Raw genomic sequence first — 26,598 nt, 5'->3', positions numbered from 1 at the left:
TCAGCCGGTCCGGGAGGTGCGCGGTGTTGGAGCTGGTCCTGCTCGGGCCGGTCGAGGCGCGGTTGGACGGGGCGCACGTCCCGCTGGCGCCGCTGGAGCGCAGCCTGCTCGCCCTGCTGGCGCTGGCCAGGGGAACGGTGCTGTCCACCGAGCGGCTGATCGACGACCTGTGGGGCGGGCGGCTGCCGGCCAACCCGCGCTCGCGGGTGCAGGGGCTGGTCTCGTCGCTGCGGCGCAAGACCGGCAGCGCGGTGGTCACCCGCGGTCCCGGGTACCTGCTGGGGCTGCCCGACGGCGCCTGCGACCTGGCGCGCTGCGAGGAGCTGATGCGGCAGGCCGGCCACGCGGACAGCACCGCCGAGACCGCCGAGCGGCTGCGGGACGCGCTGCGGCTGTGGCGCGGCCAGCCGCTGGAGGGCGTCGCCGTGCCCGGCGTCGAGACGGACCGGGTCCGCCTGGCCGAGCTGCGCGACGCCCTGCTGGAGGAGTACGTCGAGGCGGAGCTGCGGCTGGGCCGCCACTCCGAGCTGGTGCCGGAGCTGGTCGCCGCGGTCGCCGCGAACCCGCTGCGGGAGCGGCTGACCGGGCAGCTGATGACGGCGCTGTACCGGTCCAACCGGCAGGCCGAGGCGCTGCGGACGTACCACGCGCTGCGCGACCGGCTGGTCGAGGAGCTGGGCAGCGACCCGTGCGCGGACCTGCGGGAGCTGCACGCGTCGATCCTCCGGGGGGAGGGCCCGCCGCAGGCGTCCGGCGCGGGGCAGCCACCCGGCCACGCCCCGGCGCCCGGGGGCAGCGCCGGGGCGGGCCGGACCTCGCCGCCGGTGCAGCCGCCGCGACCGGATTCCGCTCCGGCGGCCGCGCTCCCGCCGGCGCAGATGCCGGCGAGCGTCGGCCACTTCCTCGGCCGGGGGGACGACCTGGCGGCGCTGACCGCCGCGCTGCCCGACCCGGCCGACGAACCGCGGGTGCTGATGGTGTCCGGCGCGGGCGGGATCGGCAAGACGGCGCTCGCGGTGCGCTGGGCGCACGCGGTGGCCGGCCGCTTCCCCGACGGCCAGATCTTCGTGGACCTGCACGGCTCGGACGGCACCAGTGCCTCCTCCCCCGTCGCGGCGCTGGGCGCCGTGCTGCTGGCGCTGGGGGTGCCTGCGGCGCAGCTCCCGACCGGCGTCGAGGAGCGGGCCGCGCTGTACCGGACGCGGCTGCACGGCCGGCGCCTGCTGGTGGTGGCCGACGACGCCGGCTCGGTGGACCAGCTGCTGCCGCTGGTCCCGCCGACCGCCGGCAGCCTGATCGTGGCGACCAGCCGGCACCGGCTGACCGCGCTCGCCGCGCACCACGCGACCCGGGTGCTCACTCTCCGGCCGCTGCCGCCGGCCGCCGCCCGGGACCTGCTCCGCGAGATCACCGGCCCGGACCGGCTGCGCGGGGAGGGCGCGGCCGAGGTGGTCGCGCTCTGCGGCGGCTGGCCGCTGGCCCTGCGGCTGGCCGGCGCGACGCTCGCCGCCCGGGCCACCCAGTCGCTCGTCTCGTTCGCCGACGAGCTGCGGGAGCGGGTGGACGCGCTGTCCGTCCCCGGCGACCGGCGGACCGTCGGGCGGGCGCTGGCCGAGACGCACGCGGGCGTCGACCCGGCCGCCGCCCGCCTGTTCGACCAGCTCGGCCTGATTCCGGTGGAGACGACCGTCCCGGGCGAGGCGGCCGGCGCCCCGGCGGGGTCGGTCAGCCTGCACCTGGCGGCCGCCGCGGCGGGCACCTCCGTGATCCGGGCCCGCCGGCTGCTCGACGAGCTGATCTCGGCGAACCTGGTGCTGGAGACCGGCCCCGACCGGTACGGGTTCCACGAGCTGATCGGCCGGTACGCCCGCCACCGCGCCGCGCAGCTGACCGACCGGCCGGTGGTCGAGGAGCGGACCATCCGCTGGTACCTGGCCACCCTGGACCACGCCGCCCGGCTGGTCGACCCGGACCGGCCGGGCCCGCCGGTCACCGGGCCGGCCGAGTGGCTGCCGTTCCGCGACGGCGACCCGGCCGCCTTCCTGGCCGCCGAGTCGGCGAACCTGCCGGCCGTCGCCCGCTGGCTGGCCGGCCGCGGCGACCCGGCCCTGACCGCGCAGTTCGTGGCGCTGGCCCAGGCGGCCGGGGTGCGACTGCCCGCGGACTGCTGCGCGCTCGCGCTGGCGGCGGCCCGGCGGCTGGACGACCCCCGCGCGACCGGTGAGGCGCATGCCCGGCTGGGCCTGGCCCTGCTGCGCGAGTCCGCCCGGCTGGACGAGGCCGGCGGCCACCTGGCCCTCGCGGTCGAGCTGCTCGAGCCGGGCCGGGACCGGCTGGCACCGGTCGCGATGATCGGCCTCGGCGCGGCGCTGACCGGGCAGGGCCGGCCGGCCGAGGCGCGACTGCTGGTCGAACGGGGCCTGGGCCTGCTCGACCCCAGCCGCGAGCCGCTGGCCTGCGCGGTCGCCCTGTACTGCTACGCGGAGCTGCTGACCCGCTCCGGCGCGGCCGAGCGCGGGCAGGAACGCCTCGCGCAGTCGCTGATCCTCGCCGGGGCGACCCTGGGTCGCCCGTTCGCCCAGGGCTGGCTGGCCCGGCGGGCCCGCCCGGGCGAGGAGTTCCTCCGCCGGCTCACCGAGGGCCTGGACGCACCCCGGGTCACCCCGGCGGACCGCGCACTGGCCCGCACCCTGCTCGACCTGCGCGAGGCGGTCGTCCGGCGGGCCTCGATCCCCCGGCCGGGCGCCGGGGGCGACACGGATCGGAACGACACCGGCGGGGGCGACACGGATCGGAACGACACCGGCCGGAGCAACACAGGCCGGAGCGACGCGGGCCGGAGCGACGCGGGCCGGAGCGACGCGGGCCGGAGCGACGCGGGCCGGAGCGACGCGGGCCGGAGCGGCTCGGGTCAGAGCGGCTCGGCGGCGACCCGGAAGTCCCGGGCGGTGACCGCGATGGCCGCCGCCACGTCGGCGGAACACGCGCCGCGGAAGCGGAACCGACCGCCGACGTGCTCGTAGTAGGCGTCCGCGGCGGGCAGCACCTCGCCCGGCCGCAGCAGCGCCTCGGCGTACGGGCCGGGGTCGCGGCCGAGCATCGAGGTGGCCTCGGTGATCCGGCACGGGCGGGCGGCCGGCGCGGGCGCGAGCAGCCAGCCGGCCACCTCGCCGCGCGGGGCACTGGCGGCGGCCGACCACGGGCGGGCGCGCCGGCCGAGCTGGAGCCGGAACGCCGTCTCCATCAGGTCGTAGCCGTGCACCTCCCGCCACAGGAACGGGATCTCCGCCCCGCCGACCCGCGCGCCCACCTCCAGGAACGCGCACTCCCGCCGCCCCGGGTCGACGAACACCTCCAGGTGGAACACGGACGGGTCGCCGGTCAGCGCCGCCATCACCCGGGCCGTGAACGCGCCGATCGCGGCCACCAGGTCCGGATCGTCCTCCTCGACCGAACCGAGCGCGGTGCCGGTGCGGAAGCCGAGGCAGTCGTTGACGTACCGGGACGCCCGGTACGGGCCGAGGCGCGCGCCGTCGAAGTACCCGTCGACGTGGTAGATCTGCCGGGGGTCGAACGCCTGCACCATCAGCGTCTCGCCGGCGAACTCCACGCGCTCGGCGTCCGCCGGGCCGTCCAGCCGGGCCACGCCGGCGCTGGAGCTGCCCAGCCGCGGCTTCACGACCACCGGCCAGCCGTGCCGGTCCGCGAACGCCCGGATCTCGTCGGCGTCCCGCGCGGCGACGAACGCCGGAACCGCCAGGCCCGCCCCCGCGACCGCCCCCGCCATCGCGAGCTTGTCCCGGAACGGCAGCACCTGCTCCGGGCGCGGGCCCGGGCAGCCCCACTCCCGCCGCAGCTGGGCGGCGACCAGCAGGTCGTCCTCCTTCAGCGCCACGATCGCCGAGGGCTGCCCGTGCTCGACCGCCAACTGCTTGACCCGGTCCGCGACCGAGGGCAGGTCGTCCGTGGCCGGCACCAGCGCGACGCCGGCGGCGCCGGCGGGGACGGCGGAGGCGCCCACCTCCGTGCTGACGTAGGTGACCGCGGTGCGACGGTGGTCGACGTACCGGGCGTACTCCGCGTACCTGGCCCGCCAACGGTGGATGACGACGACGTGCGGCCGGTCGCCCATCATTCCTCCACGTCGTAGAAGGACGGGCCGTCCAGGTACCGGACGGTGCCGAAGTCACGCTCGACCACCTCGGCGACCTCGTGGCTCAGGTTGACGATCAGCGGGCAGGTCATGTCGTCGACGGTGCGGCGCAGCCGCCCGCCGGGGGCGACCACCGGCCGGATCTCGACCAGGCTCTCCAACTTCTCGACCACCGGCAGCAGCGGGTAGCCACGCAGCCGCCCGTCGACCGGCGAGACGGTCATCGCGCTGACGAAGTGGCGGCGCAGCCGGTACGACTCCTTCCAGCGGGCGGCGAACCGCTCCGGGCGCACGTACGCGTCGACGATCCACTCCAGCTGGGCCTCGCCGGCGCACTCCCGGCTGTAGTGCGGCATGTCCAGGCCCGCCATGCGCGCGCCGACCTCGACCAGGCACGGGCCGTCCGGGGTCAGCTTGATCTCCAGGTGGGCGGCGCCGTGCGCGATGCCCAGCGCGTCCAGCACCTCGAACGCGTACGGGACCAGCGCCTCCTGCGCCTCGCCGTGCCGGGGCAGCAGGCGCAGCCCCGTGGTCAGGTCCAGGATGCCGTTGGCGGTGAGCTTCTCGTACTTCCAGATGTCGGTGACGTGGTGCTGGCCGTCCCGGCTCACCGTGTCCACCACGTACTCCGGGCCGACGAGGTACTCCTGCGCCACGACCGCCTCGTTGCGGGCGGAGAAGACGTTCTCCGCCCCGAGCGCCGCCCGGTACCCGGCCACCGACTCCTCCGGTGTGGCGCAGAACGAGACGCCGTCGCCGGCCGCGCTGCGGATCGGCTTGACCACCACCCGGCCGCCCAGCTCCCGGTGCCACCGGGCGAGCTGGTCGGCGTCCCGGACCAGGAGCTGGTGGGCCGCGCGCAGGCCGGCGGCCCGGACGGTCTCGATCTGGCGGTACTTGTCCCGCCGCGCCGGGCTGAGGGCGGTGCCGTTGGTGTGCAGGCCGAGCGCCTCGCTGAGCTGGTCGGCCAGCTCCACGCCCAGCTCGCCGCCGGCGACGACCGCGGCCGGCCGGTACGCCGCGACGGCGTCCACCGTGGCCGACAGGTCCCCGGTGTGCACGATGTTCGCCGCGTACGGCGAGAGGTCGAAGCTGCTGGCATAGACCAGCGGCGGCTCGGGCGTGCTCTGCACCCGCACCACCTCGTAGCCGGCCCGGTGGAACTCCGGCGCGAGCCGGCGGGTCGGCGCATACGCGTCGACGATGACCACGTTCGGCTGGACTGCCATCTCTCACCGCTTCCGAAAGGTAGGGGTATTCGGCGGCCAGCCTGACCGGGCGTGCTTCAGATCCGCTGCGAAAGCTCTCCGCGGGATTGCCGCGCGCACCGCTGCCCGGCGGGTGGGGCGGCGCCGGCCGCAGCGGACGCGCAGCCGACGCGCAGCGAATTCGCACCGCCCGCCGGCACGCTCGGCGCCATGTTGCAGCGAATGTGCTGGATCTTTCCCGACCGGGAGTCCACCCGAACCTCCGCCAAGTGGAACGCGGCCTTCTGGCACACCTACCAGGAGGTCGCCAAGGAGCTCGACCTCACCTGGGAGCGCACCGCCCCCGAGGCGGTCACCGTGGACGCGCTCGACCCGCGCCACCCCAGGGTCTTCGTGAACGGCGAGCGGGTCACCCCCGACGAGACCCTCTTCGTCACCTCGCCGTACACCCTGCCGTACCAGTCCGTCGACGTGTTCAACCAGTTCACCCTCTACGCGGTGCTGGAGCACGCCGGCTTCTACCTGCCGGCCCCGCCCAGCATGGCCGTGATCGGCAGCGACAAGCTGGCGACCCTGCTGTTCCTCAAGGACTGCCCGGTGCCGCCCGTCCCCACCGCGCGCGTCTCGGCGGGCCGGGACCTGCTGTTCGACGAGTTCCTGAGCACCCTCGACGACCTGACCTACCCGGCGATCGTCAAGCCCGCCGGGTGGTGCGCCTCCCGGGGCATCAACCAGGCCCGCGACACCCACGAGGTGCGGGGCCTGCTCAGCCTGGCGCAGGGCGGCGACACCACGCTGGTCTTCCAGCCGGACCTGGGTCGACGCACGATCGACTACCGGGTGCACCTGATCGACGGCGAGCCGCACACCACGCTCGTCCGCGCCCCCGGCGACGGCGCCCTCTACCCGCAGTACTCCACCGGCGCCCGCCTGTACTACACGGCCATGCCGCCGGAGCTGGCGCCGGCCGTCGAGTACATCGCCCGGAAGGTGCCGGTCCCGTACGTCTGCGCCGACTTCCTGCACGACGGGGAGCGCTTCTGGCTGTCCGAGATCGAGCTGGACGGCGGCATCATCTGCCCGGACCCGACCTCGCCGGAGGTCGTCCGGGCGCAGCGAGACCTGATCAGGGCGCGCTTCCTGGCCTACCGGGAGGCGCACGCCCGACACGGAGCCCGAGCACAGGGAGCGCCCAGCGATGTCTGACTTCTTCTCCGCCATGCCCCTCGCCCAGGACACGGTCCGGCGCATGCTGGCCCAGCTGCGGTCGGTGCCCGCGCTGGCCGAGCGGTACGCCGACGTGCTGGCCCTGGACAGCCTCGAGGACCTGGTGCACGTGCCGGTCATGCGCAAGGACGACATGAACGTGGCGCTGGAGCACCTGCGGCCGCGGGCGCTGCAGGGCGCCACCTGGACGTTCCAGAGCGGCGGCAGCACCGGCATGCCGAAGCTCGGCTACGCGCCGACCGGCCTGTACATGGAGGAGGTGTTCGAGCAGTGGAAGGCGCTCGGCCCGGACGACGTGTTCGTCAACGGGTGGGGCGCGGGCAAGCTGTGGGGCGCCCACTACCTGATGGCCGCGTACGCCGACCTGGCCGGCTGCACCGGGCTCGGGCTGGGCTCGATCACCAAGGGCGAGTACGACTTCTGGCTGGAGCTGTTCGCCGACCGGCGGGTCACCGCGATCGGCGGCACGCCCAGCGTGCTGCGGCCGATCTTCGCCCACGCCCGGGCCGTCGGCCTGAAACTGCCCGACCTGCGCGCCGTGCTCTGGCTCGGCGAGGGCTGGAACCCGGGCCTGGACGACGACCTGCCGGCGGTGGCGCCGAACGCGCGCCGCTGGGGCCTGTACGGCAGCACGGAGACGTGGGTCGTGGGCACCAACACGCCGCAGTGCGCCGTCGACGTCTGGCACCCGTTGCCGTCCCAGTTGGTGCACGTCGGCCCGGACCAGCTCATCGACGTCACCTCGCTCAAGCCGCACGGGCTGAACCCGGCGCTGCGCTACCAGACCGGTGACGCCGGCGAGTGGGTGCGCTGCACCTGCGGGGTGCCCAGCCGCGCGCTGCGCGTCCTCGGCCGCCGCAACGGCGAGGTGAAGTTCCGCGGCGTCCATTTCGTCAACGTCGACGCCCTGATCGGCACGATCACCGGCCAGCCCGGCGTGGCCCAGGTCCAGCTCGTGATCACCGAGTACGCGGACCGGCCGAGCCTGATGGAGGTCCTCATCGTGCCGCGCCGGGACGCGGCGCCGGACCTGGCGGGGCGGGTCCGCGAGCACATCCTCGGCACCGAGATCGGCGGCCCCAACACGATGTTCCACCGCGACCCCGACGCGCTGGTGGTGCGGCTGGTGGACGCGCTGGTGCACAACGAGCGCACCGGCAAGGTGCCCGACCTCGTCGAGCGGTACGAGCCGTGAGCGCCAACCTGACCGACCCGGCGGCCGCCCCGGCCGCGGAGGGCCGCGGACTCGGCCGGGACTTCAACCGGCTGTGGCTCGGGCAGAGCGTCAGCAACATCGGCGACAAGATCAACGTCTTCGTCGTGCCGACGGTCATGATCCTGCTGCTGCACGCCTCCCCGTTCCAGGTCGGCCTGGTGGGCATGGCCCAGTACCTGGCGATCCCGCTGCTCAGCCTGGTCGCCGGCGTGCTCGTGGACCGGTGGACGCTGCGGCGGACGCTGATCTGGTGCGACCTGATCCGGTGCGCGGTGATCGCGGTGCTGCCGATCGCCTACTGGCTGGACGCGCTGTCGATCCCGCTGGTGTTCGTCTGCGTGGCGGTCGCGAACGCGACGTCGGTGTTCTTCAACATCGGCTACACCGCCACCATCGCGGCGATCGTGCCGGGCGAGGGCCGGGTGAAGGCGTACGCGAACATGGAGGGCAGCCGCACCGCCTCCGAGGTCGTCGGGCCGGCCCTGGCCGGCGGCCTGTACCAGCTCATGGGCGTGGCGTCGCTGCTGGTGGACGCCGCCACCTACCTGTTCTCCGCGGGCAGCATCCGCGCGATGCGCCCGTACGGCGGCGCGCCGGCCCGCAGGGACCCGATGTGGACCCGGCTCAAGGCGGGCGCGCGGTTGAACTGGAACGATCCGGTCCTGCGCGGCACCGTGCTCGGCACCACCCTGCTGAACGTGGGCGGCCCGGTGTTCGTCACGGTGATGCCGATCCTCGCGTACCGGGGGCTGGGCATGTCCGTGGGCGCGCTCGGCACGGTGATGTCGGTGGCCGCGGTGGCCGCCGTGGTCGGCGCGGTCGTCGCGCCGCGGGTGAGCCGGCTCGTCGGGGCGGCCCGGCTGATGCCCTGGTCCGCCTTCCTGCACAGCCTGGTCGGCCTGGGCGTCCTGGCCGCGCCGGCGCTGCCCGCGTCGGTCGTGCTGGGCGCGACGCTGTCCCTCTACGGCCTGTTCATGGTCTGGTACAACGTCAGCACGGCGGCGATCCGCCAGGCCCGGGTCGACCCGGCCGACCAGGCCGTCTCGCACGCCTACTTCCGCACCGTGACGTGGGGCATCATCCCGGTCTCGGCGCTGCTGGGCGGGGTGATCGTCGAACTGTTCGTGCCGCGCCTCGGCATCCTGGACGCCGCCCAGACCACCATGGTCGGCGCCACCCTCATCGGGGCCCTGGTCGCCTGGATCCCGCTGGCGCCGACACAGGCCCGGCTGGACCGGGAGCGGGCCGCCGCCGAGGCCGCCGGCGCGCCGGTGGGGAGCCCGTCGTGAGCCGGGTGCTGCTGGTCACCGGCGCGTCCTCGGGGCTGGGCCAGGAGATCGCGGTCGCCGCCGCGCGGGCCGGATACACCGTCGTGGCGACCGTGCGCGACACCCGACGCGCCGACGGGCTGCGGGCCGCCGCCGACGAGGCGGGCGTCGCGCTGGACGTCCGGCGCCTGGACGTCACCGACGAGGAGTCCATCGAGGAGTGCGTGACCGGGGTCGTCGCCGACCACGGGCGGCTCGACGTGCTGGTCAACAACGCGGGCATCGCCAACACGTTCGCCACGATCGAAACCTGCCCGATGGCGACCTACCGGGCGAACATCGAGGTCAACTTCCTCGGCGTGGTCGCCACCACCCGGGCGGCGCTGCCGCACCTGCGGGCCAGCCGGGGCCGCGTCGTGACGATCGGCAGTACCCGGGGCATCGTCGGCCAGCCGTTCAACGAGGCGTACTCGGCGGCCAAGTTCGCGGTCGAGGGGTTCCTGGAGAGCCTGGCGCCCACCGCGGCCGCCATGGGGGTCACCGTCGTCGTCGTCGCGCCCGGCCCGGTGCTGAACACCTCGTTCGGCGCGAACTCCGGGGTGACCCGGGAGTCGCTGCTCGCCGAGGCCGGCCCGTACGCCGAGGTGCTGGAGCGGTACCTGGACTGGGTGGCGCGCGGCCGGTGGCCCGGTGCGCAGACCGCCGGTGAGGTCGCCGAGGTGGTCGTGAAGACGCTCGACGACCCGGACCCGCCGTTCCGGGTGATGACGAGCCAGTGGGGCGAGCAGTACGCGCGGCACAAGCTCGTCGAGGCCGACGGCCGGGCGGTAGCGGCGATGACCCGCTCGTGGGTGGAGGGCTGACCATGCTGGAGCTGCACCGGCGGACGATGCGCCGCAGCGTGGAGATCGTCGCCGCGATCCGCGACGACCAGTGGGACGCCCCGACGCCCTGCGCCGGCTGGACCGTCCGGGACCTGCTCGCCCACATGATCCGGGAGAACCGGGGCTTCGCGGCGGCGGCCGGCGGCGAGACCGTCGACCGGTCGTCGTGGACGTCGCCCATCGGGCCCGACCCGCGCGCCGACTACGCCGCCTCCGCGCGGCTCGTGGTCGCCGCGTTCGGCGCCGGCGGCGTGCCCGACCGGGAGTTCTGGCTGCCGCAGCTCAACGACGCCGTGACGTACCCGGGCGTGACCGCCGTGGGCTTCCACCTGCTCGACTACCTGGTGCACGGCTGGGACCTGGCGGTCGCCACCGGCCAGGCGTTCGGGTTCGACGAGGACGTGCTGGCCGCCGTCTGGGACATCGCGGTGCGGGACGTGCCGGACGGGCCACGCCGGCACCGCCCCGGCGCCACGTTCGCGCCGCCGCTGCCGGCCGGCGCCGAGGCACCCCCGGCGCAGCGGCTCCTGGCCTTCCTCGGCCGCGACCCGCACTGGAGCGCCGGCGTCCTCGACCGGTTCCGGGTCGCCGCCGGCCGGTACGCCGACCGTCCCGCGCTCGTCCACAACGAACACCATGTGACGTACGCGGAGCTGGAGGCGGCGGCCCTGGCGACGGCGCGGCGGCTCGGCCCGCGCCCCGGCGTCGTGGCCGTCGAGGCGACCCACACGCCCGCGACGGTCGTCGGCCTGCTGGGCGCCTGGGCGGCCGGCGGGGCGTACTGCCCGGTCGACCCGAGGTTCCCCGCCGAGCGCCGGGACGCGATGCTGACCGCCGCCGGCTGCGGCGTCCTCCTCGGCGTGCCGCCGCGGCCGGCGGACCCGGTGCCCCGGCGCCCGGCCGGGGACCAGCCGGCCGACGACCTGGCGTACGTGCTGTTCACCTCGGGCTCCACGGGCGCGCCCAAGCCCGTGCTGACGCCCAGGAGCGCCATCGCGGCGGCCGTGGACGCCCTGCGGGAGCTGTTCGGCATCACCCCCACCGACCGGGTCCTCCAGTTCGCCTCGCTCAACTGGGACACCTGCTTCGAGGAGATCCTGCCGGCGCTCACCGGCGGCGCCCGGCTGGTCTTCGACGACGAGGCGTACACCGGCTCGTTCCCGCGCTTCCTGCGCGCCGTCGAGCGGCAGGGGATCACCGTGCTGGACCTGCCGACCGCGTTCTGGCACGAGCTGGTCACCTACCTGGTCGAGGAGGGCGCGGCGCTGCCGGCGAGCGTCCGCCTGGTGGTGATCGGCGGGGAGGCGGCCAACCCCGCCCGCCTGGCCGACTGGTTCGCGCTGCGCACCGGTCACGCCCGGCTGCTCAACACGTACGGCTGCACCGAGACCACGCTGATCACGCACGCGGTCGAACTGCGGGAACCGGCGTCGCCGGTACCGATCGGGCGGCCGCTGCCGCACGTCGTCGAGCACGTCACCGCCGACGGCGAGCTGCTCGTCGGCGGGCCGTCGCTCGCCGCCGGGTACCGGGGCCTGCCCGAGGCCACCGCGGAACGCTTCACCACGGTGGACGGTCGCCGGTTCTTCCGCACCGGCGACCGGGTCAGCCGCGACCCAGCCGGCGTCCTGCGGCACGAGGGCCGGACCGACGACGAGATCAAGATCCGGGGGATCCGGGTGCACCCGGCCGAGGTGGAGGCGCACATCGCCGGCCACCCCGGCGTCGCCGCGGTGATGGTGACCGGGCTCGCGGTCGCCGACCACACCGTGCTGGCCGCCTGGGTGGTGCCCCACTCCCCGACCGACACCGCCGGGCTGGCCGCCGGCATCGCCGAGCACCTGCGCGGCCGCGTTCCCGCGCACCTGGTGCCGAGCCGGATCCGCGTCGTCCCGGGCCTCGTACACACGCCCAGCGGCAAGATCGACCGCCGCCGAACCAGGGAGAGCATGACATGACCGTCGACACCGTCGAGCGCATCTTCAGCCGGGTGCTGGACGCACCGCAGGTGGGTCCGGAGACCGACTTCTTCGACCAGGGCGGGGACTCGCTGCTGGCCACCCGGGTGCTCAGCGCCATCGCCCGGGAGACCGGGGTGGAGCTGACCATCGACGACTTCCTGCTCGCGCCCACCCCGGCCGGGCTCGCGCGGACGATCGCGGGTGCGGGCCGATGAGGGTCATCGTCGTCGGGGCCGGCCTGTCCGGGCTGACCGCCGCGGCCGACCTGGCCGCCGCGGGCGCCGACGTGACCGTACTGGAGGCCCGGGACCGGGTCGGCGGCCGGACCCGCGGCATCGAGGTGGCGCCGGGCAGCTGGGCGGACGCCGGGGCCGCCTACCTCGGCGACCGGCACACCGCGCTGCACGCCATGCTGGACCGGCTCGGCTTGAAGACCACGTCGACCACCATGCTCGGCGCCAGCCGCTTCTCGCTGGGCGGCGGAACACGGACCCGCGACGGGCGTTTCCCGCCGCTGAACGCGGTCGCGCTCGGCGAGCTGTTCGACGAGCTGGACGCGGTGACCGCCCGGGTCCGGCCGGACGCGCCGTGGCTGACGCCGGGCGCGGCCGACCTGGACGCGCTCACCGCGGCCGAGTGGGCGGAGCGGACGCTGCGGCACCCGGACGCCCGGCTGTTCTTCCCGCTGTTCCTCGGCGAGATGATGGCCGCCGACCCGGCCGCCGTCTCCGTCCTGCACATGGCTTTCTACCTGCGCTCCGGCGGCGGGCTGAACTACCTCAACGCGTTCGAGGGCGGCGCGCAGCAGGACCGGGTGGACGGCGGCGCACACCAGCTCTGCGAGGCGCTCGCCGCGGGCCTCGGCGACCGGCTGCGGCTGCGCAGCCCGGTCCAGGCCATCCACCAGGACTCCGACGCCGCGGTGGTGCACACCGACGACGCCGCGTACCGGGGCGACGCGGTCGTGGTGGCGGTGCCGCCGCTGCTCGCCGACGCCATCGAGTACCGGCCCGGCCTGCCGGCGCCCCGGGCCGGGCGGCGGACCCGGCCCGGCTGCGCGGTGAAGGTCCACCTGGTCTACGCCGCGCCGCTGTGGCGGGACGCCGGCCTGTCCGGCTGGTCCGTCAGCGCCCGCGGCCCGCTGCTGTCCACGGTCGACGACTCCCCCGCCGACGGCGCGGTGGGCGTGCTCACCGGATTCGTCACCGGCGCCGAGGCGCTCCGCTTCGCGGCGCTCGACCCCGCCGCCCAGCGGGCCGAGGCGGTGGACCAGGTGGCGGCGCTCTTCCCCGACCTGCCGGCGCCCATCGGGGTGCACGTGACCGACTGGGTGTCCGCGCCGTACAGCCGCGGCTGCTACGCGGCGCTGTCCGGGCCCGGCGACTGGGTCCGCAACGGCCCGCACCTGACCGCCGCGCACCACCGGGTGCACTGGGCCGGCACCGAGACGAGCACGGAGTTCTTCGGGCTCATGGAGGGCGCCATCCGCGCCGGCCACCGGGTGGCCAACCAGATCCTGTCCGTTCCAGCCGTTGGGAGAACACGATGACCGTCACGTCCCTCGCGCCGTTGCCCGTGCGGCAGCGGTTCATGACCGAGCCGGGCCTCGGCGCCGGCAACTTCCTCGACTACGCGGTACGGATGAACCCCAACCGGAGCGTGCCGTTCGTCCACACCCACGGCACGGACCACCGGGGCGAGGTGGTGCTGCGCGGGTACAGCCTGCAGGACCTGGCCGACCTGCGCGACCGGTACGCCAAGTGGTACTGGGCCAACGGGGTGCGCCCCGGCGAGCCGGTCGGCATCGTGGTGGCCGAGGGCCTGGAGCCGCTGCTGCACTACCTGGCGCTGACCGCGCTCGGCGCGATCCCCGCGATGGTCAACGACGCGATGCGCCCGGACGTGATGAAGCGCTACCTGGACCACGTCGGCGTGGTCGGCATCGTCGCCGACGACACCACCCGGCTGGCCTCCGCGTACCGGGCGGACCCTGCCCGGCGGCCCCGGTTCCTCGCGCTGACCGCGGAGGTGCAGGCGTTCGACGCGGCCGGCGCGCCCCTGCCGCCGCAGAAGTACCCGTACCAGCACGCGCCCGACGACGTGTGCGCGCTGATCCACTCCAGCGGCACCACCGGCACCCCGAAGTCGACGATCCTCGGCCACCGCAGCTTCTGGGACGGCAAGCAGCCCCGGATGGTCCGCTTTCCGGCCGAGCCGTACGACCGGCTGATGTCGCTGATGCCGCACACCCACGCCGGCGGGCTCAGCTACTTCCTCACCGCGGTCCTGCTCGGCCTGCCGACCGTGGTGATGTCGGACTGGCGCCGGGTGGTGGTCGAGCCGGTCATGGAGGCGTTCCAGCCGACCATGCTGGCCTCGTTCCCGCGCACGTTCGTGGAGCTGGCCACCGGTGAGCTGCCGGTCAGGGGCGCGGCGAAGGTGCACTCCTGGTTCAACACCGGCGACTCGGCGCACTACGGCCACGTCCGCCGGCTGGTCCGGCTGGGCGAGCGCCCGGCCGGGCTGATCGCCGCGTGGCTGCTCCCGCCGGACCGGTCGGCCGGCGAGTCGCTGCCCGGTTCCCAGTTCGTCGACGGGCTCGGCTCGTCCGAGATGGGCATGGCCCTGTTCGGCGGGCTGACCACCCCGGAGACGCCGCGCAACGACCGCTGCGTGGGCAGGCCGCAGGAGGCGGTCATCAAGGCGGCCGTACTCGACTCCAACGGCGAGGAGGTGCCGGACGGGACCGTCGGCCTGCTCGGCGTCATCACCCCGTCGCGGACCCCCGGGTACTGGAAGAACTCGCGGCTGACCAGCAGCTTCGAGCTGAACGGGTACTGGCTGACCGGCGACGTGGCCCGCCGCGACGCGGACGGCAACTTCTACCACCTGGACCGCACGGTGGACGTCATCGACACCAGCGCCGGGCCGGTCTACAGCCTGCCCCTGGAGGAGGTGCTGATCGCCGACTGCGCGGACGTCATCCGGGACTGCTCCGTGGTGGGCGTGCCGGCGCCCGACGGCGGCCAAGCGCCGATCGCGGTGGTCCAACTCCAGGCCGACGCCGAGGACTGGGGCGAGGCGGCGATCCTCGAGAAGGCCAACAAGGAGCTGGCCACGGCCGGGCTGGCCCGGCTGGCGGCGGTGGTCATCGCCCGGGAGCCGGCGGACCTCCCGCTCGGCCCCACCGGCAAGGTGCTCAAGCGGGAGCTGCGGACCCGCCACGCGGGGCTGCTCGCCGACGCGCCCGTGGCGGCCTGAGCCCGCCGACCGGCAGCGGTCCGCCACACCCATCACGACCCGGCCACCGGCCCGCCCGACGGCGGGCGGGCCGGTGGCAGGAGCGGCGACAACCCGAGGGAGAGCACATGTCACGGTACGACTGGGGCGACACGCACCCCGGCATCGAGCGGCTCAAGAGGCGCATCACCCCGGCCCGCGACCGGGTGGTCACCCACCCGCTGTACGCGGCGCTGGACTCGCACGAGGCGATCACCACGTTCATGACCCACCACGTCTACGCGGTCTGGGACTTCATGTCGCTGCTGAAGTCCCTCCAGCGCCAGCTCACCTGCGTCGAGCTGCCGTGGGTGCCGACCGGGCCGACCGGCAGCCGCCGGCTGATCAACGACATCACGCTGGTCGAGGAGAGCGACGAGCTGCGCGGCGGCTTCATCAGCCACTTCGAGCTGTACCTGGAGGGCATGACCGAGGCGGGCGCCGACCGGACCGCAGTCGACGCCTTCATCGACCTGCTGCGCCGCGGCACCGGGGTGCCGGAGGCGCTGGCCGCCGCGGGCGTCCCGACGCCGTCCGTGGAGTTCGTCGACACCACCTGGCGGTTCATCACCTCCGCACCCGTGCACTGCCAGGCGGCCGCGTTCGCGTTCGGCCGCGAGGACCTCATCCCGGACATGTTCGAACAGGTCGTGAAGGTCAACGCCAACGCCGGCGGCAGGCTGGACACGTTCGTGGACTACCTGGCCCGGCACATCGAGGTGGACGGCGAGGAGCACACCCCGATGGCCATGCAGATGCTCGCCGACCTGTGCCAGGACGACGAGGCCAAGTGGGAGCAGTGCGCCGCGACCATCATCGACGCGCTGGACGTACGGGTCCGCCTCTGGGACGGCATCCTCGCCGCGATCCGCTGACCGGACCGGCGGCCGATCGTGTAGCCCCGTGAAAGGGCCTGGCCGGCAGTCTCCGCGATGCGGAGGCTGCCGGCCAGGTTCCGGGGACGGTCAGGGCCGCAGCGACACGACCGTCCGGGCGATCTCAGCGGTGCCGTTGCCGAACGCGACCAGCCCGAGGTAGCGGGTGCCGGCGGTGAGGCCGGTCCAGTCGAGCGTCACCGTCGCGTCGACGCCGGTCGTCACCGACTGGCTCGCCGGCGTCGCGGTCAGGTTGCCGGCGGCCGGGCCGAGCACCCAGTCGTAGTGCCTGACGGTCGCCTGGGTCTGGCCCGGCGGGAGCGCGAACTGCACCACGTACACCGAGTACGTGCCGGCCGCGGTGAGGGTGATCGTCTCCTCGGCGGTGCCGCCGGCGCTGGTGCCGACCAGCCGGCCCGCCGCGTCGTAGGCGAACAGGTCGATGTCCGTCCCGGCCGCGTAGTCCGCGTCCGAGGTGGCGAACCGGGCCAGCTTGCTGCCGGCCGGCACGGCCACGTCCACCCTGCCGGCCGCCGGGCCGGTGGCCGGCGCGGCCGTGTTGAACGAGGTGTTGGTGCCGACCAGGTCGAGCGCGGTGACGTTCGCCGGGACGGCGCCGCTGACGTTCGCGGTCAGCGTGCCGGTGAAGCCGGGGCGCAGCTTCACCGCCGCCGTACCGGTGCTGCCGCTGCCGTTGACCGAGGCCGGCGCGGAGATGGCCGTGGCGCGCACCGCGATCGGGCTGCGGACGTCGGTGAACTCGTCGCGATCCTCCGGCACCCAGGTCAGCGAGCCGAACGACCACTGGCCCAGCGCCGCGGTGGTGCGGGTGATGGTCACCGTGAAAGTGACCGACGTGCCCTTCTTGACCTTGATCCGGGACGGGGAGACGGTCGCGGTGTAGCCGGCCGGGGCCTCGACCCTGGCGGCGTACTCGCCGTCCTCCTTGCCGATGTTGGTCACGGTACGGGTCACCGTCTGCCGGCCCGGCAGGGCGCCGACGCTGATCGACGGGTAGTTCAGGTCGCTCGGGTCGACGGTGCCGTACGTGGCGCAGGCCTGCCCGGTCAGCTGGCCGGTGCCGCAGAGGAACCGGACCCAGTCGGCGTAGCCGCTGTCGTACACCAGGCCCGGCTCGAACGAGACGGCCGGCCGCACGTGCCCGGCGCCGAAGTCCAGCGGGTTCGCGTCGCGGCCGGCGCGCTGGATCGGCGCGCCGCTGTTGTCCGTCTGCCCGGCGGTGGTCATCAGGGCCGACTTGACCCAGATCGGCGACCAGGTGGGGTTCTTGCCGATCAGCAGGGCGGCCAGGCCGGCGATGTGCGGGCTGGACATCGACGTGCCGGAGAGCGCGTCCCACCGGTTGTTGTTGTTGCCCGGCGGGGCGACCGCCGCGATGACGTCGGCGCCCGGGGCGGTGATGTCCGGCTTGAGCAGGTTGCCATTGCCCGCCCGGGCGGGGCCGGCCGACGAGAACGCCGCCATCTCCGGCGCGCGGGCGGTCACCGCGACGCCGGCGGACAGGGACGCGGTGGCGCCGGCCGTCGCCGCGTACGCCTTGATGGCCAGGCCGGCGGCCCGGTCCACGTGCACCGACGGTACGAAGTGGAAGTCGGCGTTGAGCGAGTTGTCCGGGTCGTTGTACTGGATCATGCCGACGCCGCCGGCGTCGCGAACGGTCAGGCTCTTCTCCGTGCGGGCGTTGACGCCGCGCTTGCACAGCACGATCCTGCCGGTCACCTTGGCCGGGTCGAGCGAGTTCAGCAGGCACAGCTCCGCGTCGCCGGCCGGAACCCCCGACCTGCCGGCGGTGGCCGCGTCGACCAGACCGGTGGAGGCGACCGCCGCGCCGACACCGACGCCGGTGTAGCTCGCGCCGTTGCCCAGGGTCGCGGTCTTGATGGACGCGCGGTCGTGGGTGCTCGCGGCGACCGTGGTGATCCACGGCGAGTTGTGGGCGACGGTGCTCGCCCCCGGGCCGCTGTTGCCGGCGGACGCGGCGACGAAGACACCGGCGTCGGCGGCGCTCAGGAACGCCAGCTCCACCGGGTCCACGAAGGAGGTCTGCGAGCCGGAGATGGAGTAGTTGATGACGTCCACGCCGTCGGCGACCGCGTCGTCGACCGCGGCGACCAGGTCGACGGTGCCGCCGCTCGCGCCGCCACCCGGCTGGTGCCACAGCGCCTTGTAGGCGGCGATCCGGGCGGCCGGCGCCATGCCGGACACCTCGCCGACCGACAGGCCGTTGATGGTGGCGGCCACGCCGTGGTTGCCGGCCGAGGTGGACGCGGTGTGCGAGCCGTGGCCGTTGTAGTCGCGCGGCGACTTGAACTCGCCGGGCCACCGGTCGCCGAGCCCGCTCGCGTTGTAGTAACGGGCGCCGATCAGCTTGTTGTTGCAGCTGACGATGCCGGTGACGCCCTGGTCGCAGACGCCCCGCCACTTGCCGGCGACGGTCGCGGCGTCCGGCCGCGGCTCGGGCAGCGCGGCGAAGCTCGGGTTGTCCGGCCAGATGCCGCTGTCGATGATGCCGACGATGACGCCCTCACCGGCGTGCTCGTCGCCCTTGAACTGCTTCTCCCAGACGCCCTTGCGGCCCTCGAGGCCGAGCATCTGCGGTGTGCCGACGGTGTCCGCCTGGCGGATCTCGTTCTTCCACACGTTGAGCACGCCGGCGGTGTGCCGCAGCTTGCCGGCCTGCGCCTCGGTGAGGTTGGCCGCGAAGCCGTTGAAGGTCACGTCGAAGTCGCGGACGGTCTGGGTGGCGCCCACGCCGCCCTTGCGCCGGACGTCGCCCTTCCTGGCGGCGAGGTGGCCGCGGTAGGCGCGCGTCGACGAAGAGTCGAGATCCACCTTGCCGCCGCGGGCCGGCTTCGTCGCCGCCAGCCCGGCGACGCCGCCGGCGTACGAGGCGACCGGCGCGTCGGCGAGCTGCACCAGGTACAGGTCGGTGTGGGCCGGTTCGGCGGCGGCCTGCGCGGCGCCCGAACCGGGAACGGTGGCCACCGCCAGTGCTGTCAGCACCGTCGCGGTGAACAGTTTCCTCGCCGGGCGCCGACGCCCGGCTGGTTGTGGTAACGACACGAGCGGTTGCCTCCTGTGCCCGATGACGTGGCCGAGGCAGCCGGTGCGCCGCCGAGGGGGGTGCAGTTCGGCGGCGGCGGGTGGATCTGCTCGGCCGCCGCGGGTCCATCCGACCCACGGTCGCCGAGAGCCTATGCGCGAAGATCTTGCTACGGAAGGGGGTGACCCGCCAGTCGTACGGCGCGAAGCGCCGCGCGACCGTGGCCGCTCGGTCCATTGCCGACACACCGCCGGGGCGGCGAGCCGCTGGTTCAGCCGCCCGCGTGCAGGGCCAGCGCCTGTTCCTCGCCGCCGGCCGGCTCCGGTCGACCCCGACGGGGCTCGGTCTCGACCAGTTCCACGGTCTCGTCGGGCCTCACCCGTGCCGGCAGCTCACCGAAACGGACATGGCGCAGGAAGGCGAACTCGGCATCGGTGAACGGCTGGTCGGCCATAGGCGGATTGTCCCACGGCCGGCCGCGCCGCCGCTCGCCGGAAATTGCCACTATCGTGAAGCCGAACCGATGGAAGTTGCGCCTCGACCACCACGATCGGTGTCGTTTCCGACAGGATCGGCCGCTTGTCCCGACGCCGCATAGCGGCGCCCCGGTCCGGACCGTTAGGCTCGAATCATTGGGCGGAGCCACCGAACCATCGCCTTCGCTCAATGCCGGGTTACGCGTATCGGCTGGTTACGGCACCGGAAGGCAGGCTGGAGTGACCCGAGACGGCGGGCCAGGGCCGCGATTCGCCCACCGCGCGGACAGCAAGCGGGTGGCGTACGAGGTGACCGGTGCTCCCGACGGGTTCCCCGTCTTCCTGATGCACGGCACGCCCGGCAGCCGGCGGGGGCCGAAGCCCCGCGGCATCGTGCTGTACCGGATGGGTGTCCGGCTCGTCACCTACGACCGTCCCGGATACGGCGACTCCGAGCGCTTCGAGGGCCGGGACGTGGCGGACGCCGCCCGGGACGTCGAGACGATCGCCGACGATCTGGGGCTGACCCGGTTCGCCGTGGCCGGCCGCTCCGGCGGCGGCCCGCACGCGCTCGCCTGCGCCGCCGACGAGCGGCTGCGGGGTCGGATCAGCCGGGTGGCGGTGCTGGTCAGCCTCGCCCCGTCGGACGCCATGGAACGGGACTGGTTCGACGGCATGAACAACGACAACGTGCGCGGGTTCGGTGCCGGCAGCCCCGACACCGACGCTGTGATCGAGGAGATCCGCCAGCGGGCCGCCCGGGCCGCGGAGGATCCGCGCTTCCTGCTGCGCGACCTGATGACGCAGATGGGCCTGCCGGATCGCCGGGCCATCAACGACGCCGCGCTGCGGGGGATCATCTTCGACACCTACCAGGAGGCGCTGCGGGCCGGGCCGTACGGGTGGATCGACGACGTGCTGGCGCTGCGGCGGAGCTGGAAGTTCGACCTCGGCGCGATCGACACCCGGGTGACGCCGGTGCGGCTGTGGCACGGTGCGGAGGACACCTTCGCCCCGGCCAGCCACGGCCAGTGGCTGGCCGCCCGCATCCCCGGCGCCGAGATCGAGGTGCAGCCCGGCGCGGCCCACTTCGACGCCATGCAGCAACTGCCGCGCATCCTGCGCTGGCTCACCGGCGCGGAGGCGCCGGTGAGCGGGAACCTGCTCATCGGCGCCCGTCCCGGTCAGTAGGGGTGCGGATCGAGGACGCGACGCACGTACCGGCCGGCGCGCAGCAGGACGACGCTCGGGTGTTCCTGGCCGACCCGGTCGGCGAGCCGGTCGGCGACGCGCGTCCAGCCGATGCTGACCAACCCCCCGGACGCCGCCTGGTCGGCGATCTCCAGGTTGCCCCGGCTGCGCAGCGTGTCCGGGTGGTCCGGGCCGAACACGTCGATCAGCCCGTCGACGACGGCCCGTAACTGGTCCCGCCCGGCGGCCGGGTCGCCGCCGAGCGCGGTGAAGACCGCCTGGTTGTTGGCCGCGGCCAGGGTGAACGGGTGCCGGTCGCCCAGGGCCGCCCGCAGCGCCCCGGCCGCGGCCGCGGTGAGCTCGTACGCCGGGCCCGTGTTCCCCGCGTCCCACCAGGCCACGCCCCTGTTGACCCGGCAGACCAGCGGGTACGGGTGCTCGCCGCCGAACACCTGGGCGAGCGCCTGCTCGACCTCGGCCAGCTCCGCCCGGGCCAGCTCCGCCCGCCCCTGGAGCATCAGGTTGGCGCTGCGGCTCAGCCGGCTGAACAGGGTCTCCGGGTTCGCCGGCCCCATGCTCGACCGCAGCCGCTCGTACGCGTCGTCGAGCAGGCGGGCCGCCTCGGTGACCCGCCCGAGGCTGCGCAGCGACGCCGCGAGGTTCGCCTGCACGGGCAGGACGGCCGGCGACTGCTCGCCGAGCAGCCGCCGGTACCCCTCGACGGTGTCCTCCAGCAGCGTCACCGAGGCCTGGTAGTCGCCGGTCTCGCGCAGGTCACGGGCAAGGTTGTTGGCCGAGTTGAGGGTGCGCGGGTGGTGGGGGCCGAGGACGAGGCGAAGCCGCCGGTAGGTCGCCTCGTCACCGTCGAGGGCCTTGTCGAACTGGCCCATCAGGCGGTACGAGGCGGCCAGGTTGTTGGCCGCGTTCAGCGTGCGCCGGTGGTCCTCGCCGAACACCTCCACCGAGGCCGCGTACGTCCGCAGGTCCCGCTCCAGCGCCTCCTGGTACCGGCCGAGGGCGCGCAGGTCGGCGGCGTACCCGCCGGCGGTCATCAGGGTGTACGAGATGTTCTCGGGGCGCAGCTCCTCCTGCTGGCGTAGCGTGTCGGCGTCCATCTGCCGGGCCGCCTCGAAGCGGCCGAGGCTGCGCAGCAGGTTCGCCCGGTTGAAGCGCAGGTGCAGCAGCTGCACGAGCAGCGCCCGGTGCGCGTCCTTGCTGCCCGAGAGCCCCTTGAGCGCCTCGGACCAGGTCTCGTCCGCCTGCCGGGCGTACCGCTCGCCCTGCTCGTAGCCGCCGCTGAGGAAGAGGTACCGGACCCGGTCGATCACCAGTTGCCGGACGCTGGGGTCGGAGCAGAAGATGGCGTCCGAGCCGTCCAGGTGCGGCCAGAGGATGCGGAACTGGTCGTTGAGCGCCGGGTCGTCCACCTCGCCGGAGGGGCGGGAGCCGGCGAGGATCCGGTGCACGTCGTGCTTGGCCTCGTTGAGCTCGTCCGGGGACATCCGGGCCCGCAGTGCCGCCTGCAGGAGGCGGTGGACCTGCACCCGCTGGGCGTGCAGGTCCACCTTGATCAACGCCAGCCGGTTGATCCGCTGCACGAGCGCCGCGGCGATGTCGCGCTCCGCGACCCGGTCGGCGACCTGCGCGGCGACCCTCGGGTCGTGGGCGGCGACGACCTTCGCCACCTGGTCGCCGTAGAGCAGGTCGAGCGCGATGTCCGGGGCGAGCACGGAGGCCAGCTGGAGCAGCCGGTACGCCCCCGGCGAACGCTCCCGCAGCCGCTCCAGGGACCGCTTCCACACGTCGCGCTCCGGGCCGGTGCGCTGCAGCCCCGCCAGGTAGTCGGCGACGGACTCGACGCTGTCGGCCAGCCAGGCGCCCGCCAGGGCGACCAGGATCGGCACGTCCTCCACCGCCTCGGCCACCTGCTCGGCCTCGGCCATCGACATGCCCCGCTGCCGGGTGCGGCCCAGCAGGTGGGCGACGCTCTCGTCGCGCTGGAACGCGCTGACGTCGACGGCCCGGGCCAGGTCGCCCCAGTCCGGGTTGCGGGTGGTGACCAGCACGTGCCCGTCCCCCTGCGGCAGGTACTCCTTGACGTGCTCGTACTGGTCGACGTTGTCGAAGACGACCAGCCAGCGCAGCGGCGGCTCGTCCTCGCCGCGCCCGCCGCCGCGGCCGAGCCACTGCCGCACGGCGCGGGTGTTCTCCGGCACGGTCGGCTGCTCCGGCAGGCCCAGGCGCCGGCCCAGGTCGGCGAAGCGCACGTCGACGAACTGCGGCGGGTCGGCGTCGACCCACCAGACGACGTCGTACGCGCCGCGGAAGCGGTAGGCGTACTCGGCGGCCAGCTGCGTCTTGCCGATGCCGGCGCCGCCGCGCAGGGCCACCGGCACCCGCTCGCGCGCCGCCGTCTTCAGTTGCTCCCGCAGGGCCAGCAGCAGCCGCTCGCGGCCGGTGAAGCGGACGTTGCGCGCCGGCGCGTAGAAGACCATCGGCTCGGCCGCCGGGTACCGGGTGGCCGGCAGCCCGCGGGTACGCCCGTCCGCCGCCCGCCCGACCAGCTCCCACACCTGCTCCGCGGCGGCGGCCGCGCCGCGCTCGTACACGGTCGCCCAGTTGCCCGGCGGCGTGTCGACCGACGGCGTGGTGTCGTCCAGGTGCAGGACGAGCGGGGGCGAGCCCACCTGCCGGCCGCCGCGCTCGCGCCGGGCCGCCAGGTACGCCCGGGAGACCAGGTGCAGCTCGCGTGAGGCGGTACCGGCCGGCACCGCGGCCGGGGTGTCCAGCGGGGCGACCAGCACCCGCAGGTCGACGGCGTTGAGCACGGTCTGGGCCCACTCCGCCCAGGCCTGGTCCTCGGGCACGTACCGCAGCACGATCAACTCCTCGACGACCACCGGCTTGCGCTCGAAACGCTGGACCGTCTGCCGCCGCAGCCCCTCGTCCATCCGGGGCAGCGCGGTGACCCGCCCGCCGGTGACGTGCCGGGTCAGCGACTCGTACGCCGACAGCAGGCCGCGGCTGCCCGGCACGTCGCCGAAGGTCGCCAGGGTCTCCTCGTAGGCGTAGTACGCCCGGTACGGCACCTCGACGGTCAGCCAGTACTCCTGCCGCTCGGCCTCCGTCATGCCGGCGGGCAGCCCGGCGAAGCGCTGCATGGCCAGCGACCGGCCCGCGTCGGTCTTGCTCTTCTCCCCCTCGTCCACGCGCATCGGCACGGGCAGCACCCGGCGCGCCCGCCGGCCCTCGTAGCCGCGGACCCGGGCCGCCACGCTGGCGGCGCCGTCGATGCCCTGGTCGCTGAGGGTGAAACAGTCGACGAGGACGTCCGGCAGGTGGATGGTGCAGATTTCGGCGACGTCGCTGATCCCGGTGCGGCTGTCGATCAGCGTGTAGTCGTAGTTGCGCTTCATGTCCGCGCGCAGCGCGTCGAAGAACTGGGCGCCACCCAGGCGGTTGTAGAAGTTGTCCCAGTTCAGGCCGGTGACGCTGGTGGCGTAGTCGGGGTTGTGCCGGCCGGCCAGCAGCAGGTCCAGGCTGCCGCCGCCGGGGAAGTCCCAGCCCACGGAGAAGGCGTACGTGTGCACCCGGGCGTACTCGCGGTGCCAGTCGCCGGGCCGGGCGTCGCCGGTCTCCTCGCGCCGGGCGTTCTCCCACTCGTACTCGAGGATCAGGTCCATCACGCCGCCGGTGGTGGCGACCTGCTCCGGGTCGAGGAAGGGGGCGAAGAACCGGTGCAGGCCCGGGGATTCCAGGTCCCAGTCGGCGACGAGCACCCGCTGGCCGTTCGCCGCGAGGATCCACGCGGTGTTGGCCAGCGCCATGGTGCGGCCGGTGCCGCCCTTGTAGGAGTAGAAGGTGACGACCTGACCGTCACGGGGTGGCGTCATCGATCTTCCTTCCGTCGCCGTACGTCGGACGCCCGCACCGGCCCCAGGCTCGGCCTCGGGGCGTGCGGGCCGTCCGGCGGATCGACCGGACCGTGCCTGAGGAACTGCTTGCGCGCCTCGGTCACCAGCAGCGGCGCGCAGCGCTCGAACTCCTCGATGGTGCGCACCGGCAGCACCCGGGGGAACCGGGCGTCCTGCAACGTACCGGCGATCGCCTCCGGGGTGGGCTCGACGCGCGCGTGGTCGACGGCGATGACGAGCGGGACCACCCACTGCGGCAGGCCGGCCAGGGCCGCGCGGGCGGCCTCGGCGCCGACGGCGGCGTCCACCAGCACGACCACGGGGCTGTGCGGCGCCCGGATCCGGGCCTCGGGCAGGTCGACGACCCGGGTCGGCAGGCCCAGCCGCTCGGCGGTGGCGGCGACGTAGTCGGCCACGGCAAGTTCGTGCTGGTTCCCGTACGGCCGCCAGGGCGGGCCGGCCACGGTGAGGGCGGTGACCACGAGCGCCTGCCCCCCGGTGTCGGTGACCGGGTTGGTGGTCAGGGTCGCGGCCCGGGACGGGGCGAGCGGCTCGGCCTCGGTGACCGTGACGATCCGGTCCGCGAGCGCCGCGAGGAGGCTCTCGTACTGCCGGTGGTACGCGCTGAGCTTGCACAGCGCCCGCAGCCCGTTCTCGGCGTAGTCGGCGCGCTCGTCCGGGTCGCGCACCAGCTCGAGCGCCCGGGTCGTCTCCGGGCGGTCCCCCCAGGACGGCAGGGGCATCCAGAGCACCGGCAGCATGTGCCGCTCGGCCCGGCCGGGCGCCAGCCGGGCGAGCCGGCTGCGGAAGGACTCGCGTTCGCCGAGGGCCCACGCGTTGCGGAAGTAGTTCGGCGAGTACAGCGGCACGAAGACGTGGGTGAGGCTCAGCGCGTCGGTGAGCGCCTGCTTGAGGTCGGCGCCGGGGTTGACCTGCCCGTCGAAGAACCCGGCCTCCAGCTCCCTGGCTCGGCTGGCGCGGGTGCGGACGGCGGCGGCCAGGTCCTGGTAGAACCGGCTGACCCAGTAGTCGGTGTCGGGGCGGGCGGCGGCCGACAGCGGCACGGAGTGGGCGTAGCTGAGGAAGAAGTACGTCTCGCGTCCGGCCGGGCGGCGTGCCAGGGAGGTGTCAGACCAGGTCATGCCGGCCCTCCTCGAAGCTGTCGCGCAGCTGGCGCATGTCGGTCGGCACCCCGGCCTCGACCCAGTGCGTCCGGTACGCCCGGGCGACGCGCTGCGCCAGTCGCCAGACCACCGCGTCGTAGGCGTCCTTGCCGTTGCGGCCGAGGCTCAGCAGGCCGTATATGCCCTCGTCGTGGTATTGGGGAGCGATGTCCGAGGGTAGCCGGGTGGGGGTGAACATCTGCCGTCGCGACACGACCTCGGGCACGTCGCGCCGGTCCACCACCGACCAGTTGACCGGGATGACCGGGGTCTCCCCCGCCGACGGTTCCGCGCCCGGCCGGGGCAGGGTGCGCCGGCGGGTGAACGCGTCCCACTCCCGGGCGCACCACTGGCTGCGCAGGTACTGCGGGGAGATCAACGGGATGAACACCTGGCAGTGGCCGGCGGCGAACGCGAGGTCCTCGGTCCACAGCTGCCCCCCGTCGAGCATCCGGTCCATGAAGCCCGCCGTCCGTCCGGCACCGAGGCCGAGCAGCTCGACGACGTGGTCGGAGAGGTCGACGAAGAGCTGGAAGACCTTCTGGTTCGTGTCCCGCGGCGGCGCCGACACCCGGTTGCGGGTGCGGGCATAGCTGAGGAAGAACACGGGGGCGCCCTCGTCCTCCCAGAACTGTTCCTCCGCCACCTGCCGCTCCCGCCCGGCGCCGTCCCCTGAGGACGACCACAGTAACCACCGCCGCCAAACCCGTGCTGCCCGA

Annotated in this window: 18 protein-coding genes; 11 read left to right on the top strand and 7 right to left on the bottom strand. The window is 74.5% G+C overall.

The genetic code is table 11. From position 1 onward, the window contains the following. Positions 1 to 23: 23 nt before the first annotated feature. Positions 24 to 3,023 (top strand): BTAD domain-containing putative transcriptional regulator, encoded by a 3,000-nt coding sequence (locus ABGB16_RS14530; protein ID WP_347668560.1) that lies wholly within the window; start codon positions 24 to 26, stop codon positions 3,021 to 3,023. Here ABGB16_RS14530 and ABGB16_RS14525 read toward each other — a convergent pair. Beyond that, positions 2,912 to 4,135 (bottom strand): biotin carboxylase, encoded by a 1,224-nt coding sequence (locus tag ABGB16_RS14525; RefSeq protein WP_347668559.1) that lies wholly within the window; start codon positions 4,133 to 4,135, stop codon positions 2,912 to 2,914. The two genes, ABGB16_RS14530 and ABGB16_RS14525, sit on opposite strands and share 112 nt — an antisense overlap. Beyond that, entirely contained in the window at positions 4,132 to 5,382 is a 1,251-nt protein-coding gene (locus tag ABGB16_RS14520) for an ATP-grasp domain-containing protein (protein ID WP_347668558.1), read from the bottom strand. The genes ABGB16_RS14525 and ABGB16_RS14520 overlap by 4 nt, the downstream gene beginning before the upstream one ends. A gap of 189 nt (positions 5,383 to 5,571) precedes the next feature. On the opposite strand from ABGB16_RS14520, the gene ABGB16_RS14515 reads away from it, so the two are divergent. The 9 genes from ABGB16_RS14515 (at position 5,572) to ABGB16_RS14475 (ending at position 16,071) form a co-directional block, all read left to right on the top strand. Then, a complete protein-coding gene (locus tag ABGB16_RS14515) occupies positions 5,572 to 6,567 on the top strand; it encodes a hypothetical protein (protein WP_347668557.1) in 996 nt (331 codons plus the stop codon). Then, positions 6,560 to 7,783: an AMP-binding protein gene (locus ABGB16_RS14510; RefSeq protein ID WP_347668556.1), complete on the top strand. Its 1,224-nt coding sequence runs from the start codon at positions 6,560 to 6,562 to the stop codon at positions 7,781 to 7,783. Before ABGB16_RS14515 ends, ABGB16_RS14510 begins: the two co-directional genes overlap by 8 nt. After that, positions 7,780 to 9,093: an MFS transporter gene (locus ABGB16_RS14505; RefSeq protein WP_347668555.1), complete on the top strand. Its 1,314-nt coding sequence runs from the start codon at positions 7,780 to 7,782 to the stop codon at positions 9,091 to 9,093. The genes ABGB16_RS14510 and ABGB16_RS14505 overlap by 4 nt, the downstream gene beginning before the upstream one ends. Then, positions 9,090 to 9,935 carry an SDR family oxidoreductase gene (locus ABGB16_RS14500; protein WP_347668554.1) on the top strand — a complete coding sequence of 282 codons (846 nt, stop codon included), beginning with the start codon at positions 9,090 to 9,092 and terminating at the stop codon, positions 9,933 to 9,935. The genes ABGB16_RS14505 and ABGB16_RS14500 overlap by 4 nt, the downstream gene beginning before the upstream one ends. A gap of 2 nt (positions 9,936 to 9,937) precedes the next feature. Beyond that, on the top strand, positions 9,938 to 11,914 hold the full coding sequence (locus ABGB16_RS14495) for a TIGR03086 family metal-binding protein (protein ID WP_347668553.1): 1,977 nt from the start codon (positions 9,938 to 9,940) through the stop codon (positions 11,912 to 11,914). Then, entirely contained in the window at positions 11,911 to 12,132 is a 222-nt protein-coding gene (locus tag ABGB16_RS14490) for an acyl carrier protein (RefSeq protein ID WP_347668552.1), read from the top strand. The genes ABGB16_RS14495 and ABGB16_RS14490 overlap by 4 nt, the downstream gene beginning before the upstream one ends. Next, complete coding sequence (locus tag ABGB16_RS14485; RefSeq protein ID WP_347668551.1) at positions 12,129 to 13,466, top strand: FAD-dependent oxidoreductase; 1,338 nt, start codon at positions 12,129 to 12,131, stop codon at positions 13,464 to 13,466. The genes ABGB16_RS14490 and ABGB16_RS14485 overlap by 4 nt, the downstream gene beginning before the upstream one ends. After that, positions 13,463 to 15,178: a class I adenylate-forming enzyme family protein gene (locus ABGB16_RS14480; protein WP_347668550.1), complete on the top strand. Its 1,716-nt coding sequence runs from the start codon at positions 13,463 to 13,465 to the stop codon at positions 15,176 to 15,178. The genes ABGB16_RS14485 and ABGB16_RS14480 overlap by 4 nt, the downstream gene beginning before the upstream one ends. Before the next feature lie 107 nt (positions 15,179 to 15,285). Further along, a complete protein-coding gene (locus tag ABGB16_RS14475) occupies positions 15,286 to 16,071 on the top strand; it encodes a DUF3050 domain-containing protein (RefSeq protein WP_347668549.1) in 786 nt (261 codons plus the stop codon). Positions 16,072 to 16,161: 90 nt separating this feature from the next. Here ABGB16_RS14475 and ABGB16_RS14470 read toward each other — a convergent pair whose 3' ends face one another. Further along, positions 16,162 to 19,095: a S8 family serine peptidase gene (locus ABGB16_RS14470; RefSeq protein WP_347668548.1), complete on the bottom strand. Its 2,934-nt coding sequence runs from the start codon at positions 19,093 to 19,095 to the stop codon at positions 16,162 to 16,164. Positions 19,096 to 19,406: 311 nt separating this feature from the next. Continuing rightward, entirely contained in the window at positions 19,407 to 19,589 is a 183-nt protein-coding gene (locus ABGB16_RS14465) for a hypothetical protein (protein WP_347668547.1), read from the bottom strand. Between the two features lie 262 nt (positions 19,590 to 19,851). Between ABGB16_RS14465 and ABGB16_RS14460 the strand changes: the two genes are divergently transcribed. Further along, the gene (locus ABGB16_RS14460; protein ID WP_347668546.1) at positions 19,852 to 20,802 is read left to right on the top strand and encodes an alpha/beta hydrolase; all 951 of its coding nucleotides are present in this window, start codon (positions 19,852 to 19,854) and stop codon (positions 20,800 to 20,802) included. On the opposite strand, the gene fxsT is transcribed toward ABGB16_RS14460, so the two are convergent. From fxsT to ABGB16_RS14445, 3 genes are read right to left on the bottom strand one after another with little or no spacing between them, the layout of a single operon-like run. Beyond that, positions 20,796 to 24,695 (bottom strand): FxSxx-COOH system tetratricopeptide repeat protein, encoded by a 3,900-nt coding sequence (gene fxsT / locus ABGB16_RS14455; protein WP_347668545.1) that lies wholly within the window; start codon positions 24,693 to 24,695, stop codon positions 20,796 to 20,798. The two genes, ABGB16_RS14460 and fxsT, sit on opposite strands and share 7 nt — an antisense overlap. After that, positions 24,692 to 25,858 (bottom strand): TIR-like protein FxsC, encoded by a 1,167-nt coding sequence (locus tag ABGB16_RS14450; protein WP_347668544.1) that lies wholly within the window; start codon positions 25,856 to 25,858, stop codon positions 24,692 to 24,694. Before ABGB16_RS14450 ends, fxsT begins: the two co-directional genes overlap by 4 nt. Next, positions 25,845 to 26,525: a TIR-like protein FxsC gene (locus tag ABGB16_RS14445; RefSeq protein ID WP_347668543.1), complete on the bottom strand. Its 681-nt coding sequence runs from the start codon at positions 26,523 to 26,525 to the stop codon at positions 25,845 to 25,847. Before ABGB16_RS14445 ends, ABGB16_RS14450 begins: the two co-directional genes overlap by 14 nt. Between the last annotated feature and the right edge of the window lie 73 nt (positions 26,526 to 26,598).

Source organism: Micromonospora sp. B11E3 (genome assembly GCF_039871625.1).
Classification (GTDB): domain Bacteria; phylum Actinomycetota; class Actinomycetes; order Mycobacteriales; family Micromonosporaceae; genus Micromonospora.
The sequence above is the reverse complement of the archived record's forward strand: the minus strand, read 5'-3'. Positions and strand labels throughout refer to the sequence as shown.